The 19163-nt window shown below is 62.6% G+C and carries 17 protein-coding genes and 1 tRNA gene; 16 read left to right on the forward strand and 2 right to left on the reverse strand.

The annotated features are described in order from the left end of the window. Positions 1-41: 41 nt before the first annotated feature. The 11 genes from dnaA to P4L93_11545 all read left to right on the forward strand — a co-directional run bounded on the left by dnaA (position 42) and on the right by P4L93_11545 (position 14095). Positions 42-1442: a chromosomal replication initiator protein DnaA gene (dnaA, locus tag P4L93_11495; protein MDR3687569.1), complete on the forward strand. Its 1401-nt coding sequence runs from the start codon at positions 42-44 to the stop codon at positions 1440-1442. 249 nt (positions 1443-1691) lie between these two features. Continuing rightward, complete coding sequence (gene dnaN, locus P4L93_11500; GenBank protein MDR3687570.1) at positions 1692-2792, forward strand: DNA polymerase III subunit beta; 1101 nt, start codon at positions 1692-1694, stop codon at positions 2790-2792. A 6-nt stretch (positions 2793-2798) separates the two neighbouring features. Then, positions 2799-3884: a DNA replication/repair protein RecF gene (locus P4L93_11505; GenBank protein MDR3687571.1), complete on the forward strand. Its 1086-nt coding sequence runs from the start codon at positions 2799-2801 to the stop codon at positions 3882-3884. Next, complete coding sequence (locus P4L93_11510; GenBank protein ID MDR3687572.1) at positions 3881-4429, forward strand: DUF721 domain-containing protein; 549 nt, start codon at positions 3881-3883, stop codon at positions 4427-4429. The genes P4L93_11505 and P4L93_11510 overlap by 4 nt, the downstream gene beginning before the upstream one ends. Before the next feature lie 120 nt (positions 4430-4549). Next, positions 4550-6466, forward strand: a complete 1917-nt coding sequence (gyrB, locus tag P4L93_11515; protein ID MDR3687573.1) for a DNA topoisomerase (ATP-hydrolyzing) subunit B — start codon at positions 4550-4552, stop codon at positions 6464-6466. Positions 6467-6492: 26 nt separating this feature from the next. Beyond that, entirely contained in the window at positions 6493-7071 is a 579-nt protein-coding gene (locus P4L93_11520; GenBank protein ID MDR3687574.1) for a hypothetical protein, read from the forward strand. A gap of 27 nt (positions 7072-7098) precedes the next feature. Beyond that, entirely contained in the window at positions 7099-9684 is a 2586-nt protein-coding gene (gene gyrA / locus P4L93_11525; GenBank protein ID MDR3687575.1) for a DNA gyrase subunit A, read from the forward strand. 204 nt (positions 9685-9888) lie between these two features. Next, positions 9889-10581: an HAD family hydrolase gene (locus P4L93_11530; GenBank protein ID MDR3687576.1), complete on the forward strand. Its 693-nt coding sequence runs from the start codon at positions 9889-9891 to the stop codon at positions 10579-10581. Between the two features lie 212 nt (positions 10582-10793). Beyond that, positions 10794-12056 (forward strand): efflux RND transporter periplasmic adaptor subunit, encoded by a 1263-nt coding sequence (locus P4L93_11535; protein MDR3687577.1) that lies wholly within the window; start codon positions 10794-10796, stop codon positions 12054-12056. 12 nt (positions 12057-12068) lie between these two features. Continuing rightward, on the forward strand, positions 12069-12911 hold the full coding sequence (locus P4L93_11540; protein ID MDR3687578.1) for an ABC transporter ATP-binding protein: 843 nt from the start codon (positions 12069-12071) through the stop codon (positions 12909-12911). After that, a complete protein-coding gene (locus tag P4L93_11545) occupies positions 12908-14095 on the forward strand; it encodes an ABC transporter permease (protein ID MDR3687579.1) in 1188 nt (395 codons plus the stop codon). Before P4L93_11540 ends, P4L93_11545 begins: the two co-directional genes overlap by 4 nt. 49 nt (positions 14096-14144) lie before the next feature. Here P4L93_11545 and P4L93_11550 read toward each other — a convergent pair whose 3' ends face one another. Next, positions 14145-14642, reverse strand: coding sequence for a bifunctional nuclease family protein (locus P4L93_11550; GenBank protein ID MDR3687580.1), 498 nt, complete (start codon positions 14640-14642; stop codon positions 14145-14147). Between the two features lie 95 nt (positions 14643-14737). On the opposite strand from P4L93_11550, the gene P4L93_11555 reads away from it, so the two are divergent. The 5 genes from P4L93_11555 (at position 14738) to P4L93_11575 (ending at position 18267) form a co-directional block, all read left to right on the forward strand. Continuing rightward, a complete protein-coding gene (locus P4L93_11555) occupies positions 14738-15136 on the forward strand; it encodes a secondary thiamine-phosphate synthase enzyme YjbQ (GenBank protein MDR3687581.1) in 399 nt (132 codons plus the stop codon). Between the two features lie 127 nt (positions 15137-15263). After that, positions 15264-15340: transfer RNA gene (locus P4L93_11560), tRNA-Ile, on the forward strand. Positions 15341-15623: 283 nt separating this feature from the next. Beyond that, on the forward strand, positions 15624-16880 hold the full coding sequence (gene rpoD / locus P4L93_11565; protein ID MDR3687582.1) for an RNA polymerase sigma factor RpoD: 1257 nt from the start codon (positions 15624-15626) through the stop codon (positions 16878-16880). Between the two features lie 9 nt (positions 16881-16889). Next, entirely contained in the window at positions 16890-17726 is an 837-nt protein-coding gene (locus P4L93_11570; GenBank protein ID MDR3687583.1) for an NmrA/HSCARG family protein, read from the forward strand. 82 nt (positions 17727-17808) lie between these two features. Continuing rightward, on the forward strand, positions 17809-18267 hold the full coding sequence (locus P4L93_11575) for a hypothetical protein (protein ID MDR3687584.1): 459 nt from the start codon (positions 17809-17811) through the stop codon (positions 18265-18267). A gap of 47 nt (positions 18268-18314) precedes the next feature. Here P4L93_11575 and P4L93_11580 read toward each other — a convergent pair. Beyond that, a partial coding sequence (locus tag P4L93_11580) for a DEAD/DEAH box helicase (protein MDR3687585.1) occupies positions 18315-19163 on the reverse strand: 849 nt, incomplete at its 5' end.

Consider the following 19163-nt stretch of genomic DNA (forward strand, 5'->3'; position numbering starts at 1 on the left):
AACCGCTTGTGATCTAGCAGTGAGGACGTAAGGCAATGCCGATGGCGACAACCGATATCACCGCAATCTGGAACGATGTCCTGGCTATTGTAAGAGCCGAGCTCAATACTCCCAGCTTCAAGACGTGGTTCGAACACACGGCCCCGGTTGAACTCACCGACGACGGCGTCTTCGTTGTTGGAGTCCAAAACGACTTCGCCCGTGCCTGGCTTGAGGAGCGCTACGCACAGAGGTTAAGCGCTGCACTCCGTCAGGTCGTCGGCACTGACATGACTGTGCGCATCGTCGTCGACCGATCCGCCCAGACCCTGGCCGAAGTCGCGGAGTCGGAAGCCGTAGCGGCCGAGCAGGAGGTTCAAGACGGATCGTCTACAGCGGATGCCACGTTCACCGCTAACCCCACCCCTATCAGCGACTTCGATCCGAAGTACACGTTCGACTCGTTCGTGAGTGGTGAATCTAATCGGTTTGCGCGCAACGCAGCACAGGCTGTAGCAGAAGCTCCGGGTCTCAAGTACAACCCGCTGTTTATTTGGGGCGGGCCGGGCCTTGGCAAGACGCATTTGCTGCAGGCAATCGGCCACTACGTTACTCAGAATTACCCCCATAAGAAGGTCATCTACGTGACCTCCGAGCAATTCACCAACGACTACATTGACTCCATCCGGGCGAAACGAATCGACGGGTTTCGCCAGAAGTACCGCTCGGTGGACGTCCTCCTGATCGACGACATTCAGTTCCTGGAGACCAAGGAGGGCATCCAGGAGCAGTTCTTCAACACGTTCAACGAGCTGCAGCGACGCGGTAAAGCGATCGTGCTTGCCTCGGACAGGCCTCCGAAGGACATCAACATGGAGGAGCGTTATCAGAGCCGGTTCGCGATGGGTTTGCTCGCTGACGTTCAGCCACCGGATGTGGAGATGCGTTTGGCGATTCTGCGCGAGTTCGCGGAAGCTGAGAACATCCGGGTGCACGACGATGTGCTCGAGTTCCTCGCAAATATCGCGACTCCTAATATCCGTGAAATGGAAGGTGCCATGATCCGAATCGGCGCTTGGAGAGATCTCTCCAAGCGCCCGGTTGTTGATCTTGAGACAGCGCGCGAAGTTCTCAAGGACTTCTTCCCGGAGCGTTGTACCCGCCCTGTGTCGCTGTCGGCGATTCAGCGTGAGGTGTGCCGTTACTACTCAATGAGTCACGCCGACCTCATCGGTAGTAAACGATCGCAAGCTATCGTCTATCCTCGGCAAATCGCTATGTACCTGTCGCGCGAACTGACGGATCTGTCGCTACCTAAGATCGGTGAGGGTTTCGGTGGCCGGGACCACACAACCGTTATGCACGCGACGGCTAAGATTCAGAAGCTAATGGGTGAGCAAAGACAGGTCTATACCGAGATTCAGCAGTTAACGAACGCTGTCAAGCAGCGCAGTTCCACCTGATTGACGAGTGAGGGCTGTAATTGGCCCTGTTGAAACCTCTGGGGACAAGTTCTGGATAGACTGAGGACAACAGTGCTGAGATCGGTGACTGCTTAGAGAGCTGGGGAAGGTGTGGATGTTCTGAAACATTGCGTCCACACCAAGAAAGAATAGATACGCCGGGAATCACGTGCTTGAAGGCTGATTGTCCACATATGCACAGTCCTTATTAAGACTGCTACTAGATGTTGAAAGAGAAAGGAACAGTACATGAAGCTCAGCGTCGCCCGAAGTGAACTACTCGACGCCCTGTCCGTCGTCAGCAAGGGGATGTCCGCTCGCTCGACTCTCCCTATTCTGTCAGGAATCCTTGTCTCAGCTGCCGGCGGAGAGATACAGCTTCAAGCCACAGATCTCGAGGTGTCCGTCAGAAGGTCGTGTCCCGCTCTTATCGAGGGAGAAGGTCAGGTCGTTGTCCCCGGCAAACTCTTGACTGAGATTGTAAGGAGTCTGCCGGAAGCGGCGGTAACCATCGAAACAGAAGGGGAGACCGCCCACATTCGTTGCCAGCACGCATCCTTCACCGTGAAGACACTGAATGCGAATGACTTTCCGAAGTTTCCAGAGGTAGTTATCGATAAGACAATCTCGCTGCCGGGTTCTGTCATGAGTTCAGTCGTCCGGCGGGTAGCTCGCTCAGTGAGCAGAGACGAAACCCGAGCAACACTAACGGGAGTTCTCGTCGTGGTTGAAGGACCATCTCTTCGGATGGTGTCCACCGACTCTTACCGGCTTGCAATCAGTGAGGTCGTTCTCGAAGAGAGCGCTGGGGAAGGGATTGAGGTCGTGGTTCCAGGCAAGGCATTGGACGAAGTGACCCGCCTCGCGTCAGAGGGGCAGACGATCAACATTGGCCTTTCTGAGAATCAGATCGTCTTTGAGTTTGGTAGCACAACATTCGTGACTCGCCGGATTGAAGGCAACTTCCCAGACTATAAAAAGATTGTTCCTAAGGACTCCGGGACGTTCGTCGAGATATCAGGCGAAGAACTTGCCTCCGCCGTAAAGCGCGTCTCATTGATGGCGCTACACAACTCGCCAATCAAACTGTCAGTAAATGTCGCCGATCAAACACTCTCGCTCTCGGCGGCCACACAGGACGTCGGCGATGCTTCCGAGGATTTGATGGTCAAGACAGAGGGAGAAGACGTCTATATCGCGTTTAATCACTCTTTCCTGATGGACGGATTGAATTCGGCCGGCTCGGAGACGGTTCGCATCGAGATCAAGGACCATGAGAAGCCAGGGCTGATCAAGAGTGTCTCGGAAGAGGGATTCCTCTACGTCCTCATGCCTGTCCGTACCGGCTAGTCAGGCGTGGGCCTTCTCGTCACACATCTCGAATTCACTGATTTCCGCAGCTACGGGAGGCTCGAGCTCGAGCCAGGACCCGAACTGACGATTCTGGTCGGACCGAACGCCACCGGTAAGACGAACATCATCGAAGGAATCGAGCTTCTCACGGCTGCCGAGTCATTCAAGCGTCCAGCTTGGAGTGACGTCGTCCGGTGGGGTGCTGACGAGGCACGGCTGGAGATGAGAGCCGAAGGCGACGGTCGGGTACTCGACACCGTGATGTATGCGACGTGTTCAGGGCGACGGTCGTACAAGGTCAACGGTAAGACCCGTAAGCGCGTTTCAGAGGTCGCGGGAATCGTGCCCTGCGTCGTGTTCACGCCGGACGACCTACGCATCGTCAAAGACGCCGCCGAGAAACGCCGTGCCGCGGTCGACAGCGTGGGCGATCAACTGTCACCGGCCTATCGTGGCGCACGCGTCGAGTTCGAACGGATACTCAAGCACCGAAACAGCCTGCTGCGAGAGGAGATGCGCGACGAGGAGATGTTGACACTGTGGACTTCTCGGCTAGCCGAGTCGGGCGTGGCGTTCAGCGGACACAGGAGAAGGCTCTTCGAGCGGATTTCAACCAAGATGTCAGAGGTGTATTGCACGCTGTCTGGTGGGGAGAGCCTAGTGGCCTCCTACGAACCTTCATGGGAAGGCCGGGCGGGAACAGAAGGCGAGCCAAGAGACCTGATGGATCGAGCGATTGAGTTGCGCGGCCGAGAAGAGAGAGCGCGATCTACGACGCTGGTCGGGCCGCACCGCGACGAGATAAGCTTTGCCGTCGACGGCCGATCCGCCCGCACCTTCGCCTCACAGGGACAGCAGCGGACGATCGCTCTCGCCTGGAAGCTCGCCGAGGTGGGCGTGATTACAGAGATAGGTGGTCAACCACCTGTGCTCCTGCTCGACGACGTGATGTCCGAGCTCGACGAGGCGAGGCGCCACGCCCTAGCTAGGTTCGTAGGAGACGCCGCACAGACGTTCGTGACCACGACGAACATCGGCTATTTCGAGAAAGAGCTGGTCGATCGAGCGCTCGTTGTGGAGCTCGCATGAGTCGCCATGGGCGCCAGACAGAGCTTGGCCCTGCGCTGGATGGGGTGATGCGCCGTCTTGATCGGAAGAGCGGCGGCGCATACACGTCGGCACGAGTGATCCTCGCCTGGGACCGAGTGGCGGGGGAGGGTATCGCGAAGCACACAACCGGGGCGCATCTGCGCGAAGGCGTGCTGGTCGTGTACGTCGACAGCAACTCCTGGGCGACGCAGTACTCCGCGATGGCCGAGCAGTATCGGACTTCAATCAACAAGGAACTCGGCGAGGAACTGGTAAGCAGTCTGCGCTTCACTGTGTCTCGTAAGGTTGCCGACGACCATAGGCTGCAGAGGGCCGAGGTTGAACTCGAGCAGTTCTACAGCGAGGACGATGTCCCATCGATCCGGCTGACCCCGATTGAAATGGCGCAAATCGAATCGTCAGTGGCTGAGATACCAGACGCCGAGCTTCGCGAGGCGGTCCTGCGGGCGACCGTGAAGGACATCGAGTGGAAAAAGGGTCTTGCTGCGAAGAACGAGTCGCAGAAGCGACCACAGGGCGTCTGAGGCCTATTCTGGGCGCTCGTACCCAATCTGTTGTGGTAAGATTAGCCGTGTCACCACTACATGTCGTGGCTCCAGTTACTTGGCAGCCCTTCTTCCCGCATGGGCAGAAAAGGAGCGAGTGTGCCCGCTGACGCATCGTACTCAGGAAAAGACATTCAGGTCCTGGAAGGCCTTGAGGCGGTCCGTAAGCGACCGGGCATGTATATCGGTTCGACCGGCCCCAAGGGTCTACATCATCTCGTGTACGAGATCGTCGACAACTCGGTCGATGAAGCCCTTGCGGGCTACTGCACTCATATCGAAGTCATCATCCATGCCGACAACGGCATCACAGTCTGCGACAACGGCCGAGGCATCCCGGTCGACAGGCAGGCAAAACTCAAGAAGTCAGCGCTGGAAGTGGTTATGACCGTCCTGCACGCCGGTGGCAAGTTCGGCGGCGAGGGCTACAAGGTTTCTGGTGGACTACACGGCGTCGGTGCAGCCGTCGTGAACGCACTTTCCTCGCGCGTCGAGGTCGTAGTTCAGCGGGACGGATACGTCTGGACCCAGAACTACGACCACGGCAAGCCGCAAGGCACCGTCGCCCAGGGCGTGAAGACCAAGAAGACGGGGACCACGACGACCTTCTGGGCCGATCCTGACGTGTTCGAGACCACGATCTACGACTACGACACGCTAGGCACCCACTTCCGCGAGACGGCGTTCCTCAACAAGAACCTCAAGATCACGCTCACCGACGAGCGGGAGCTTGAGCCACGCATCGAAGAGTTCAAGTACGCCGGCGGGATCATCGACTTCGTGAAGTACCTCAACGAAAACAAAGACACCGTGAACTCCAAGCCGATCTACTTTGAGGCCGAGGGTCCCGAAGGCGCCGTCGAAGTCGCCCTGCAGTGGAACATGGGGTACGCCGACTCTGTTCTGGCGTTCGCCAACAACATCAATACGCATGAGGGCGGCACGCACCTCGATGGGTTCAAGAACGCACTCACGAGAACCATCAACGACTACGCGCGCCGCCAGGGCATTCTCAAGGAGAAGGAAGACAACCTCTCCGGCGACGACATCCGAGAAGGCCTGGCCGCAGTGATCTCGGTGAAGCTGCACGATCCACAGTTCGAAGGGCAGACCAAGACCAAGCTTGGCAACATGGAGATGCGCGGCTTGGTTCAGTCGGCTGTGACCCAGGGCCTCTCCGAGTACCTCGAAGAGCACCCGGGACCGGCTCGGCAGATCGTCACCAAGTCCGCTCAGGCCGCCAAGGCTCGCGCAGCCGCACGCAAGGCACGCGAACTGACCCGCCGAAAGGGGCTACTCGAGTCTTCAACGCTGCCGGGTAAGCTGGCCGACTGCTCGATTCGCGACGCGTCGCTCACGGAGCTCTATCTGGTCGAGGGCGACTCGGCCGGCGGCTCGGCCAAGCAGGCACGCGACCGCTCGTTCCAGGCGATCCTTCCGCTTCGGGGCAAGATCCTCAACGTACAGCGCGCTGGCTTGAACCGCGCGTTGGGCAGCGAGGAGATTCAAGCGATCATCACCGCCATGGGCACCAGCGTGGCCGAGGAGTTCTCGCTTGAGGCCGCGCGGTACCACCGCGTCATCATCATGACCGACGCCGACGTCGACGGGGCTCACATCCGGTGTCTGATCCTGACGTTCTTCTTCAACTTCATGAGGGAGATGATCGAGAAGGGCTACGTCTACATTGCGCAGCCGCCGCTGTTCAAGATCAGCGTCGGGAAGAAGCACAGCTACGCGTACAGCGACGACCAGCTGCAGCAGGAGCTAGCCCGTCTGCCAGAGGGCGCCAAGTCCTCCATCCAACGCTACAAGGGTTTGGGTGAGATGAACCCGGAGCAACTCTGGGAGACCACGATGGACCCGACAAAGCGCACGCTCATGCAGGTGACCATGGATATCGAGAACGACTTGCTTGAGCGCAAGGTCTTCGAGGACCTCATGGGCGACTTGGTGGAGCCCCGCAAGGATTTCATTCAGCGCCATGCCAAGGACGTGCGCTTCCTCGATATCTAGCCGAGAAGGGTGGGGACGCGCGGGACGTGAGCGACCAGGGATTCGACTTCCGACCACCGTCCGAGCGGCGGGAGGCAAGGCGGTTCGAGCCCCCGCCGTGGGAGCGGGACCAGTTCGAGCAGCGAGCGCGCGAGCAGGCCGAGCGCGAGGCAGCCGCCGAGGTGGCGCGCGCCGAGGTGTTGGCGCAGCAGGAGGCGGCGCGAGCAGCCGAGCAAGCAGCCGAGCCGCCCGAGCCCAAGTCGGGAGCCATTGCCGGCGAGTCGGTTGAAGGTGAAGCGCTCCAGCAGGGCGCAGAGTTGAGGACGTCGGCCGAGGCCCACACGGCCGAGCTCGACGAGAAGCAGGTCGCGCTGATGATGCTCGACCTAAGGGCCGAGGAGCCTCCAGCGCTGGAAGGCGCCTGGGTCGTGAGCATGGCGGCCGGCCTGATAGTGGCGCTCATAGGGTTTGCCAGCGCGATCTGGGGTGGCGTTGCTCTCTCGAAGCGTGGTCTACCCGTGGCGGGAACGCTCGGCGGATTCATCCTCTTGGCATTCGGCCTAGGATTCCTGGGCTTGGGCGGTTGGTTGGTCTTCCAGGCTCTACGACAGCAAGGAGTGCTCTAAGTGTCAGACGAGAACGGGACGATCGACATGAGCGGCACGACGCTGCTCCCGATCGAAATCCAGACCGAGATGCGTAACTCGTTCCTGGAGTACTCGATGAGCGTCATCGTGGCTCGAGCACTCCCGGACGTGCGCGACGGCCTCAAGCCTGTCCACCGTCGCATTCTGTACGCGATGAACGAGTCGGGCCTGACGCCTTCTCGCGCGTACAAGAAGTCGGCATGGACGGTCGGCGAGGTGCTCGGCAAATACCATCCTCACGGCGACACGGCGGTGTACGACACGATGGTGCGCATGGCGCAGCCGTTTGCGATGCGAGCGCCGCTGATCGACGGCCACGGCAACTTCGGCTCGGTCGACGGCGACTCAGCCGCCGCGATGCGCTACACCGAGGCGCGACTCCAGCGCCTCGCGATGGAGCTGCTGCGCGACCTCGACAAGGAGACGGTCGACTTCGGCCCGAACTACGACGAGTCGCTCCAAGAGCCGCTGGTTCTTCCGGCGCGCTACCCGAACCTGCTGGTGAACGGCTCGGCGGGTATCGCGGTGGGCATGGCGACCAACATTCCGCCGCATAACCTCGGCGAGGTCATCGACGCGACGTCGCTACTCATCGACAACCCCGAGGCCACCACCGACGAGATCATGGCGGTGCTCCCGGGTCCGGACTTCCCGACTGGCGGCACGGTGATGGGTCTCGACGGGATCCGCTCGGCGTACGAGACGGGCCGAGGGTCGATCACGATTCGCGGCAAGGCGCACATCGAACAGACGTCGACCGGGCGCACGCGCATCATCATCAGCGAGATCCCGTACCAGGTGAACAAGTCCAAGCTGGTCAGCAAGATCGCCGAGCTGGTCCGCGAGAAGAAGCTTACCGAGATCAGCGACCTGCGCGACGAGTCGGACCGCAAGGGTATGCGCGTGGTCATCGAGCTCAAGCAGGCGTGCATTCCGCAGGTCGTGCTCAACAAGCTGTACAAGCACACGCAGCTACAGCAGGGCTTCGGCGTCATCATGCTGGCGCTCGTGGACGGCGTGCCGCGCACGCTCTCGCTCAAGGAGATGCTGCAGTACTACATCGGGCACCAGAAGGACGTCATCACCCGCAGGACCAAGTACGAGCTGCGCAAGGCCCAGGAGCGCGCCCACATCCTCGACGGCCTGATGATTGCGCTGAACAACATCGACGAGATCATCCGGATCATCCGTGCGAGCGACGACGACGTCGAAGCCAAGGCAGCGCTCATCGCGCGCTTCGGCCTGACCGAGATCCAGACCGATGCGATTCTTGAGATGCGCTTGCGCCGCCTGACCGGGCTTGAGCGTCACAAGATCGAGGAAGAGCTCGAGGAGCTGCGCAAGAAGATCGAGTGGTTCACCAGAGTGCTGGCCGAGGAAGGTCTGTTGCTGCAGATCATCAAGGACGAGATGGGCGAGGTCCGCACGAAGTTCGCGAACAAGCGCCGGACCGCCATCACCAACGCAGCCAAGGACCTCGACGTCGAGGACCTCATCGCCGAGGAGGACATGGTCGTCACCATCACCAAGACCGGCTACATCAAGCGCCTGCCGGTTGCGACCTACCGCCAGCAGAAGCGCGGCGGCAAGGGGCTTCAGGGCGTCAACCTCAAGGACAACGACTTCGTCGAGCATCTCTTCATCGCGAGCACCCACGACTACGTGCTCATCTTCTCGACCAGGGGCAAGGTCTACCGCATGAAGGTGCACGAGCTGCCAGTGGGCTCCCGCCACGCGCGCGGCACGGCAGTGGTCAACCTGCTGCCGTTCGAGCAGACCGAGAAGATAGCGGCCGTAATCAACACCAAGGTGTTCTCGCCGGATGAGTACCTCATGTTCGCCACCAAGCACGGCATGGTGAAGAAGACCGCCATCGGCGCGTACGATCGCTCGCGTCGCGACGGCATCATCGCCATCAACCTGCGAGACGATGACGAACTGATCTCGGTGCGTCGCGTCCGTGAGGGCGAGAAGGTCGTCATGGTGTCCTCTGCGGGCAAGGCGATCAAGTGGGATGAGTCGGAAGCCCGCCCGATGGGTCGCGACACGATGGGCGTCAAGGGCATGACCATTAAGCCCGGCGAGTCGATGCTGGGCATGGAGATCGCGCCGAAGGGTACCGAGCTGTTCGTGGTCACGGAGCGCGGATACGGCAAGCGCACGGCCGTGGACGACTACCCCGAGCATCACCGCGGCGGGCAGGGTGTTCGTACGATCCAGGTGACGCCCAAGAAGGGCGCGCTTATCGGCATGAAGATCGTCTCGCCGGCTCACGAACTGATGCTCATCTCCGAGGAGGGCGTGGTCATCCGCGTCAAGGCCGAGGACATCAGCAAGCTCGGCCGCTCGACGCAGGGCGTCAAGGTGATGAACGTCGCCGAGACCGACCACGTGACGGCGATCGCGCGAGTGAGCGGTGGCAACAAGAAGAAGGCTCCGAAGGTTTCCGAGGGTCAGGGCATGTTGCCGGTCGAAGGCGAGCGCACCGTCTCCGACGAGCCCGACGAGATCGAAGACGAGACCGAGGACTTGATGGCCGAGGAGTTCGAGGACGCCGAGGATGCCGAGGCGACCGAGGCCGAGGACGAGTAGCCCTCCACCTGACTGCGCCGCGGCTCGCCGGGGGCGCATGTTCTCAGACATACTCGCGAGGCCGCCCGGGTGGGCGGCCTCGCTGCGTAACCGCGCGCGAGACCCCCGCCGAGCCGCGGCACTCCCGTTGTTGGCGGACGACGCTTCGCGTGTTCGCCGCAGCTTCGGCGCCCCGCGGGTACGCCTACTGATAGACTCGGCGGCATGAAAACAGACAGCTTGGAGCTTTCGCGTCGCGTTGCTGGTCTCAAGGCAGTGCTGTTCGACCTGGATGGAACGCTGATCGACACCGAGGAGCTGATACTGGCTTCTGCTCGGCATGCCACCAAAGAAGTGCTGGGGGAGGCGTTGCCGGACAGCGTGCTTCGACACAACATCGGAGTGCCGTTGCGCATCCAGATGGCGGAGTACGCGCCCGAGCACGTCGACGAGCTGCTGGCGTCGTATCGCAAGCACAACGATATCGTGCACGACGACCTCATTCGCGAGTACGCGGGCACTGAGACGGCGCTTGAGTCCATCCGGGAGCGCGGTCTTCCGATGGCGATCGTCACGTCGAAGAGCCGTCCTGTCGCCCAGCGCGGAGTCGACTTCTTCGGCCTCGGGCGCTTCTTCGAGTTCATCGTCGGCTACGAAGACACGACAGTTCACAAGCCGCGGGCCGAGCCGATCCTCGAAGCCGCGCGCCGGCTGGGGGTCTCGGCGGGCGAGTGCATCTACGTAGGCGACAGCCCGCACGATATGGCTGCGGGTGTGGCAGCGGGTGCGCTGACCGCTGCGGCGATGTGGGGGCCGTTCGCCGATCGCGTGCTCCAGCCCGGGCCCGACTTCGCGCTGGCACACCTCGGCGACCTGGCAGAACTGCTGCGTGGAGAGGTGGCGCGCTTTCTCGCCTAGAGGCGGGAGAGGCGAGTTGCCGCATCCAATCGGCGGGAGTACACTGACCGACGGTCGGTCAGTCATTCCCCGACCGTCAAGGGTTCCCCAATTGCCGAAGAATCCGTTGCCTGTGAGCACGCGACGCACGGGCGACGTTGTGGAACAATGCAGAAAGCGCCGCCGCCCCCCTGGGTTTGGTGGGCTTTGTGGGGTTGTCGAAGGAGGAGCGCGTGTCCAGAACCATCAAGGCGGCCGCCGTGGCCGCAGTACTGCTCGTTGCCATGATTGGTGCGACTGGCTGCTCGGGCGGAACCACAATCAAGACCGCCACTGCCAGCAAGTCGAGCTTGAAAGTCACAGTCGCTGCGTCCGGCAAGATCTCGGCGGGAGACCGCACCGAGGTCTATCCGCCCACGGTGGGCACGCTCTCGGCCGTGTATGTCAAGGACGGCCAGACGGTCAAAGCAGGCCAGAGACTTGCCAAGATGAGCACCGGCCCGCTTCGCACCGCAGTGAAGCAGGCGCAGGCTGGCGTCGAGCAGGCCGAAGCCGGACTCGCGACGCTCAATCAGACCACGCCCTCATCGGCCGACCTCGCTGCGGCCAACGCCGCAGTGTGTGCCGCCGAAGCTGAGTACAAGAACGCGAAGACCGCATATGACTTCGCGAAGCACCCGCCCGCGCCGATGCCGTCCAACCCGACGAGCATCGCCATCGCAAGCGCCAACAAGAAGCAAGCGTATGCCGGGCTGCTGAGCGCTCGCGCCACCGTCGTCAAGGTGCAGAAGGGCCGTCAGGTCACTGAGCAGCGCGAGTCGGGCAACGCGGCCGTCGCCGCTGCGCAGGCCGCGTTGGACGTCGCACAGCAGAACCTCGACGACGCCACGCTTGTCGCTCCCACGGACGGCACCGTCTTCTTGAACCCTGTGGGCGTCGCTGGCGCCGACGGCAAGGCGCCGCTGCCGGCACCAGGCGTCGGCGTGGCTCCGCAGTCTGCACCGTTCACGGTCGTGCGCCTTGGAACGTCGACGTTTACTGCCGAGGTAGACGAGGCCGACATCGACCGCGTGAAGCTGGGTATGACCGCCGACGTCACGCTCGACGCGTTTCCGGGCGAGACGTTCCACACGACCGTCGTTCACATCAACCCGGCGGCCCAGCCGACGGCCACTGGCGGCACGATCTTCCAGGTCGAGCTGGCGATTCCGGACACCGGGAAGACGATCCTATTGGGCATGAAGGGCGATGCGACCATCCAGGTCTCGGCCGTCGAAGGCGCCCTCACGATCCCGGTGGAGGCTCTGTTCAACCAGAACGGACAGAACTTCGTCTACAAGGTTGTCAACGGCAAGCTGGTTCAGACCAACATCACGGTCGGTGCCACCACGGACACCTCCGTTGAAGTGCTGCAAGGTCTCTCGGACGGCGACGTCGTCGCCAAGGCAGGTGCCACGCAGTACACGAACGGCATGGCCGTCAAAGTTCAGAACTAGCAGGTAGCGCGCATGACAGATCCCGCAACGGGGATCAACGCCGATACTGCCGAGTCGCGGAAGACTTCCGACTGCTCGGAGATCGTGCTTGAAGCCCGAGATGTCACCAAGAGCTACGTCCTCGATGAGGTCGTTGTCGATGCCCTGCGCTGCGTGAACCTCGAGGTATGCCGAGGCGAGATGCTGGCGATCATGGGCCCCTCCGGCTCGGGCAAGTCCACGCTGATGCACATCGTCGGCCTGCTGGATCACCCGACGACCGGCGTGGTCACCATCGACAACGAAGACGTCTCGCACATGGCGCCCAATGCGCTAGCCGCCGTGCGCAACAGGCGCATCGGCTTCGTGTTTCAGTCGTTCAACCTGCTTGCTAGGACCAGTGCGCAGACCAATGTCGAGCTACCGCTCGTCTACGCAGGCGTAAGCGGAGGCGAGCGCTCGCGCCGCGCTCGCCAGGCGCTCGAGCAGGTTGGATTGGGCGAGCGTCTCGGACACATGCCCAACCAGCTTTCGGGCGGTCAGCAACAGCGTGTCGCGATTGCGCGCGCACTGGTGACACGGCCGAGCATCGTGCTTGCCGACGAGCCGACGGGAAACCTCGACTCGAAGAGCGGCGTGGAGGTAATGAAGATTCTCCAAGATCTCAACGCTACAGGTATCACCGTTGTCCTGGTGACGCACGACGCCCGCGTCGCTCGCCATGCGGAGCGCGTTGTCCATATCGCTGACGGGCAAGTCGTGCTCAACGAGCGCGTGGAATGCCGCATCATGGCTGGCGACGGCCAAGGATCAGTGGCCGAGCTTGAGACCGATGCAGCAACGCTGTCGGTCAACACCGCGGTGGTGCACGCGTGAACCTAGCCGAGAGCTTCCGCATTGCGATTCGAGCGCTGGGCGCGAACAAAGTGCGCAGCGCCTTGACGATGCTCGGCGTCATCATCGGCGTTGCAGCCGTCATCCTGCTCGTCTCGATCGGTACCGGCGTTCAGAGTCAGATCACCGGGCAGATCGCCGGGCTCGGCTCCAACCTGCTATTCGTGTTGCCCGGTAAGGTTGGCGGCGGCAACGGCGGACCGGGCGCGGGTGCGGGCAAGAAGTTCTCGCTCGATGACGTCTCCTACCTGCAGACCAAGCTGGGTAGCGGGAACTTGGTAATTCCGGAACTCGCCGGGGCAGCCGACCTGCGTCTTCACAACCAGACCATGAACGGCCAGATCGCGGCTTCGAACGAGAACGTCGCGGACGCGGCGCTGGGCACGCTTTCGAGCGGCCGTTGGTATGCGCGCGGCGAGGTCGTGGGCGCATCACGCGTTGCGATTATCGGCAGCAACGTGCGCGACACGCTGTTTCCCGGGCAAGATCCGCTCGGCTCGGCGCTCGACATCAACGGACAGTCGTTCCGCGTGATCGGCGTGCTCGAGAAGAAGGGCGGCGGTCTGGGCGGCAGCCAAGACAACATCGTCGCCATCCCGATCACCACGGCGCAGCAGCTTCTGGGTTCGACCGATATCTCCGAGTTGCTGGTGCGCGTGGCAGACCCGAACCAGATCGATGCGGTCAAGTCGCTGACCGAGATCGCGATGAGGCCGCGCTTCAACGACCAGTTCACGGTGTTCACGCAGGCGCAGACGCTGAGTCTGCTCGGGACGATCCTCGGCACGCTCACGGCGATGCTGGCCGGCCTTGCGAGCATCTCGCTGCTGGTGGGCGGTATCGGCATCATGAACATCATGCTGGTTAGCGTGTCCGAGCGGACGCGCGAGATCGGCATCCGCAAGGCGGTAGGAGCGCGCACCTACGACATCCTGTCGCAGTTCGTCATCGAGGCGATCGTGCTGTCTGTGCTGGGCGGAACGATCGGGATTCTCGTGGGCGCGGGCGGCTCGTGGGCGCTGAGCTCGTTCGTCGCGACGAAGGTCACGTTCTGGGCAGTTGCGCTCGCGTTCCTCTTCAGCGCTGGAGTCGGGGTGTTCTTCGGCGTGTATCCCGCATGGCGGGCGTCGCGTCTGGATCCCATCACCGCGCTACGCTACGAGTAAGCGCTAGACCAGAGCTGTCCTCACGGTCGCTAGCTGAGAACCCCGCGCGTCAGCCCTGAAAGTCTTCGGGGTCGACCTCGTCGAGGAACTCTCGGAACGCCTGCAACTCCGCCTCCTCGTCGACGACTCCGTTCGAGTCGTCGGGGACGGCCGCGCTCTCCATGACGTCGGCGGCTACGAACACGGGCGCTCCGGTTCGCACGGCCAGCGCGATCGAGTCCGAGGGTCGCGCATCGACCGCGATGGTGCGCTCTTCGGCGCGCAGCACGATTGCCGCGAAGAACGTGCCCTCCTCCACACGCGTGATCTCAATGCGCTCGACGTAGGCGTCCAGCGACTCAATGACGCTCTTGAGCAGGTCGTGGGTGAGAGGGCGCGGGAGTTCCACGCCCTCTATCGCGAGCAGGATCGCAGTAGCCTCGGGTTGACCGATCCAGATGGGCAGCACGCGGCCGTGTCCGGGGTCGCCGGCGAGCGGACGCAGTATCAGGACCGGCTGGTTGGTGCGAGGGTCCACTGCGAGGCTGGCTATGCGGACTTCGATCACGGGCGTCCTCTCGGCTGGTAGCAGGGGTTGTCGGGTAGGTGTTACCCAGTGGGAGTCCATCATACGACACAGCGCCGAACCGGAAGGGCGATGAGATGCGTTTCGAAGTGAGGACCAACCGACGGGACGAGTTGGTCGACGTGACCTCGCAAGTCGCCGAGGTGGTGGCGGCATCCGGCGTTGAGGCGGGCATCGCAGTAGTCTCGAGCCCCCACACGACGGCCGGGGTGACCGTCAACGAGAACGCCGACCCCGACGTCCAGCGCGACGTGCTGCACGGCCTGCAGCGCATCTTCCCGCGAGAGGGTGACTGGCGACACTTCGAGGGCAACAGCGACGCGCACCTCAAGACCGCGCTGGTGGGCACGAGCGCAACGCTGCCCGTGGCTGGTGGGCGCCTTGCGCTGGGCACTTGGCAGGCGATCTACCTCGCCGAGTTCGACGGGCCCAGGACGCGCAAGGTCGATGTGACGGTGGTTTCGGGTGTCGGCTGAGCCGGCGTTCTTCGGTTGCGGCGGGGGTGCTCGGCAGTGGTCGCGATTGAGCTTGGCGGGGGGCAGGAAAACCGCCTTGACCGGGCAGAACCGCTGGTATATGGTATGCGGGCGTTTCGCCCAGACCGGGCCCGTAGCTCAGTTGGTTAGAGCGCACGGCTGATAACCGTGAGGTCGTTGGTTCGAATCCAACCGGGCCCACCATCGCAACAGCTCAGGCGGCCACATCGGCCGTCTGTTTCTGTTAATGGGCACGTTCTACCAGTGCCCTCCGATTGTCGGAGCCGCACGCAGGCAGATTCAGAGGCGCCGAGAACCACGGCCGATGCCTGATGGCCCGAAGCTGGCTATGGTTTGAACGACATTCAAGCAGGCCAGCGTTAGCGATAGGAAGACGAGCTCATTGTCTAGAGATGACGCACGCAAGCCAAGCACGGCGAAGGATATCCAAGCCGCCAAGGCAACAAGGCCCGGGCCCGAGCTCGAACTGGCCGAGGTCAAGACGCTCACCAAGATGGGGCGCGCCAAGGGCAACCTCAGCGATGAGGAGATTCAAGGCGCGCTATCCGGCATCAATCTGAGCGAAGATCAGTTCGACCATATCTACAGCCACTTCCGCGACAGCGGCATTGTGGTCGCGGACGACCTGGGAGATCTGGGAGTCGGGCTGCCAGGCATCGAAGGGGCCGATGCCGTCGAGCGTGTCGTCGCCGTCGACGCCGAGGCCGACCCGATCAACATCCCGCTTCCTCCCAAGGTCGCGCCAGCAAAGACCGCAAAGAAGCGCGCAAAGAAGCGCGAGACGCTTAACTCCGTGGCACCGCTGACCGGCGATCCGGTCCGCATGTACCTCAAGGAGATCGGCAAGGTTCCGCTGCTCACGGCGGCCCAGGAAGTCGACCTTGCGATGAAGATCGAGGCCGGTCTGGAGGCCGCGGCCAAGATTGACGAAGCCCTTGTGGCCGGTGTTGCCATGGACCGCGCCGAGAAGCGGCGGCTGACCCGCATCGAGCGTGTCGGTCTGGACGCCAAGCAGCAGCTCGTCGAGGCCAACCTGCGCCTCGTCGTCTCGATCGCTAAACGCTATTCCGGGCGGGGGATGCACTTCCTCGACCTGATCCAGGAGGGCAACCTCGGCTTGATTCGCGCCGTGGAGAAGTTCGAGTACACCAAGGGCTTCAAGTTCTCGACGTACGCGACGTGGTGGATCCGGCAGGCTATCACCCGCGCCATCGCCGACCAAGGCAGAACGATTCGCATCCCGGTCCACATGGTCGAGACGATAAACAAACTGATCCGCATCCAGCGTCAGCTTCTCCAAGAGCTGGGGCGCGAGCCCACCCCGGAGGAGATCGGCGACCAGATGGAGATGACGGCCGACCGCGTGCGCGAGATCCTCAAGATCTCGCAGGAGCCGGTCTCCCTCGAGACGCCGATTGGCGACGAGGCCGACAGCCAGCTCGGCGACTTCATCGAGGACGGCGAAGCGATCGCGCCTGCGGACGCGGCGAGCTTCTCGATGCTGCAAGAGCAGCTCTCAAGCGTGCTCGATGGCCTGGCCGAGCGCGAGCGCAAGGTCATCGAGCTGCGATTCGGCTTGGTGGACGGCCACCCCCGAACGCTCGAGGAGGTCGGACGCGAGTTCGGCGTCACGCGCGAGCGCATCCGGCAGATCGAGTCCAAGACGCTTTCGAAACTGCGCCACCCTAGCCGCTCCAGCAAGTTGAAGGACTACCTGGAGTAGGAGGCGATCGTGGAGCGCAGCGACAAGACGATTCTTGTGATTGGCGCGACCGGCCAGCAGGGTGGCGCGGCGACCAAGCATCTTCTCGCGGACGGCTGGCGCGTCAGGGGCCTCACGCGAGACGCAGACTCGCTGGCGGCGCGGTCGCTAGCGGCCGCTGGCGTCGAACTCGCGATTGGCGACCTGCTCGACCGAACGTCGCTCGATCGCGCGGTGGACGGCGTCTACGGCGTCTTCAGCGTGCAGAACACCAGAACCGCGGGCGCCGAGGGCGAGCTGGTCGAGGGCAAGAACATCGCCGATGTCGCATTGGCCGCCGGAGTGCAGCACTTCGTCTACAACTCGGCGGTTGCCGATCCGAGAGCGACTCAGCCTTTCATGCTGGCGAAGCCCAAAATCGAGGCACACATTCGCGAGATCGGTCTGCCTGCGACCATCTGGCGCCCGGTTACGTTCATGGAGAACTACCTGCGCCAGCGCGACCAGATCCTCGGCGGGAAGCTGATCTGGCCGCTGTGGCCGGAGTCGATGACGTTCATGATCGCCGTGGACGACATCGGGCGCTTCGTGGCGCTCGCCTTCAGCGCTCCGGATCGCTTCATCGGAGCGGAGATGGCGATTGGCGGCGACGCGATGACCATGACCCAGGTCGCCGAGACCTTCTCACGCACGCTGGGGACGTCTGTCGAATACGTGCACGTCGACGAGCTCTCTGGAATCCCGGCGCCGCCGCGTCCGGTTCCCGGCGAGCCCCAGTACTGGCGCGCCGACATCGCCGCTTGCCGAGAACTACTGCCAGGCCTGAAGACACTGGGTGAGTGGATCGCTGAGTCCGGCTGGGTCTAGCGCCGCGGGCAGCTCGGGGTGGCGCTTGGAATGAGCATGGAGGAACATCGTCTCGGTGATTGGCTGAGACGAGAGGCCTGACATGGAGAACGAGCACACGACCGTTGTCCACCCCAACGACGTCCTGGATGAGATTCACGCTGCCGAGCGGGGAATCGACAGGTTCAACCGTGCGGTGGGTCAGATGATCACGAACGCGGTTGCCACGATGTGGTGTGCCTACGTGTTCGCGCTCATCGCGCTTATTTCTTTGCCGCAAGCCATCCACGACTCGTTCACAGGCGGTTTCCGTCCGCTTCCCATCATCACCTGGGTCGCGCAGACGTTCCTGCAGCTGGTGCTGCTTGCCGTCATCTTGTACGGCCAGAACCTGCTATCGCAGAAGGCCGATGCAAGGTCGGAGGCGACGTTCCGCAACACGAAGAGCGCCGAGACCCGCCTGACCCAGATTCTCAAGGGCATAGAGGCACGAGGCGAAGAGAACGCGCGCATGGAGCAGCAGAACAACGACATCCTCCAAGCGCTGGAGCACCGCGCCTAGAGGATGTCGGGTTCGTACCGGGTCGAGCGAGCGACGAGCAGGCAGCCCTAGCTTCCCGAGGAGCTGCCGCCGTTGCCTTGGAAGCGACGACGACGCGAGTTGCTGCCGGGACGGCTCTTGCGGTTGCCGCTTCCGGGGGTGACGCGAGCCGTGCCACGCTTGGGGTTGGCTTCGCGATCGGGATCCGGCACGAGGCGGTCGCCAGCGTAGACGAAGCCAGCCTGGTCCTCGCACGCGAGCACCGCGCCGATGGTCTTCTCGATGTCGCGCAGCTGATCGTGCTCTTCGGGGGCGAACAGCGAGAACGCGGTACCGCTCTTGCCGGCACGAGCCGTGCGGCCGATGCGGTGGACGTAGTCCTCGGGCACGTTGGGCAGGTCGAAGTTGATGACGTGCGTGATGTTCTCCACATCGATACCGCGGGCCACGATGTCAGTGGCGACGAGTACCTTGTGCTTGCCGCGCTTGAAGCCGTCGAGGGCCTGCTGGCGCTGCGACTGCGAGCGGTTGCCGTGGATGGCCGCGCCGCTGATGCCGGCGTTACCCAAGACCTTTGCCACGCGGTCGGCGCGGTGCTTGGTGCGGGTGAAGACGAGCACCTTGTTCAGGTCGTGCTCGTGGATGAGCGACAGGAGCAGGTCGAACTTCTGCTGGCTGTTCACCGGGTAGACAGACTGAGCGATCTTGTCGATCGGCTTGTTGGGGGGAGAGACGTCGATGCGCACCGGCTCGTGCAGCATGTCGCCAGCGACCTTCATGACCTCGGGGGTCATAGTCGCCGAGAACAGGAGGTTCTGACGCGCCGAGGGAAGCAGGTCGATGATCCGCTTCACGTCGGGCCAGAAGCCCATGTCCAGCATGCGGTCGGCCTCGTCGAGCACGAGGATCTCGACGCG

The organism is Coriobacteriia bacterium, assembly GCA_031292615.1.
Taxonomy (GTDB): domain Bacteria; phylum Actinomycetota; class Coriobacteriia; order Anaerosomatales; family JAAXUF01; genus JARLGT01.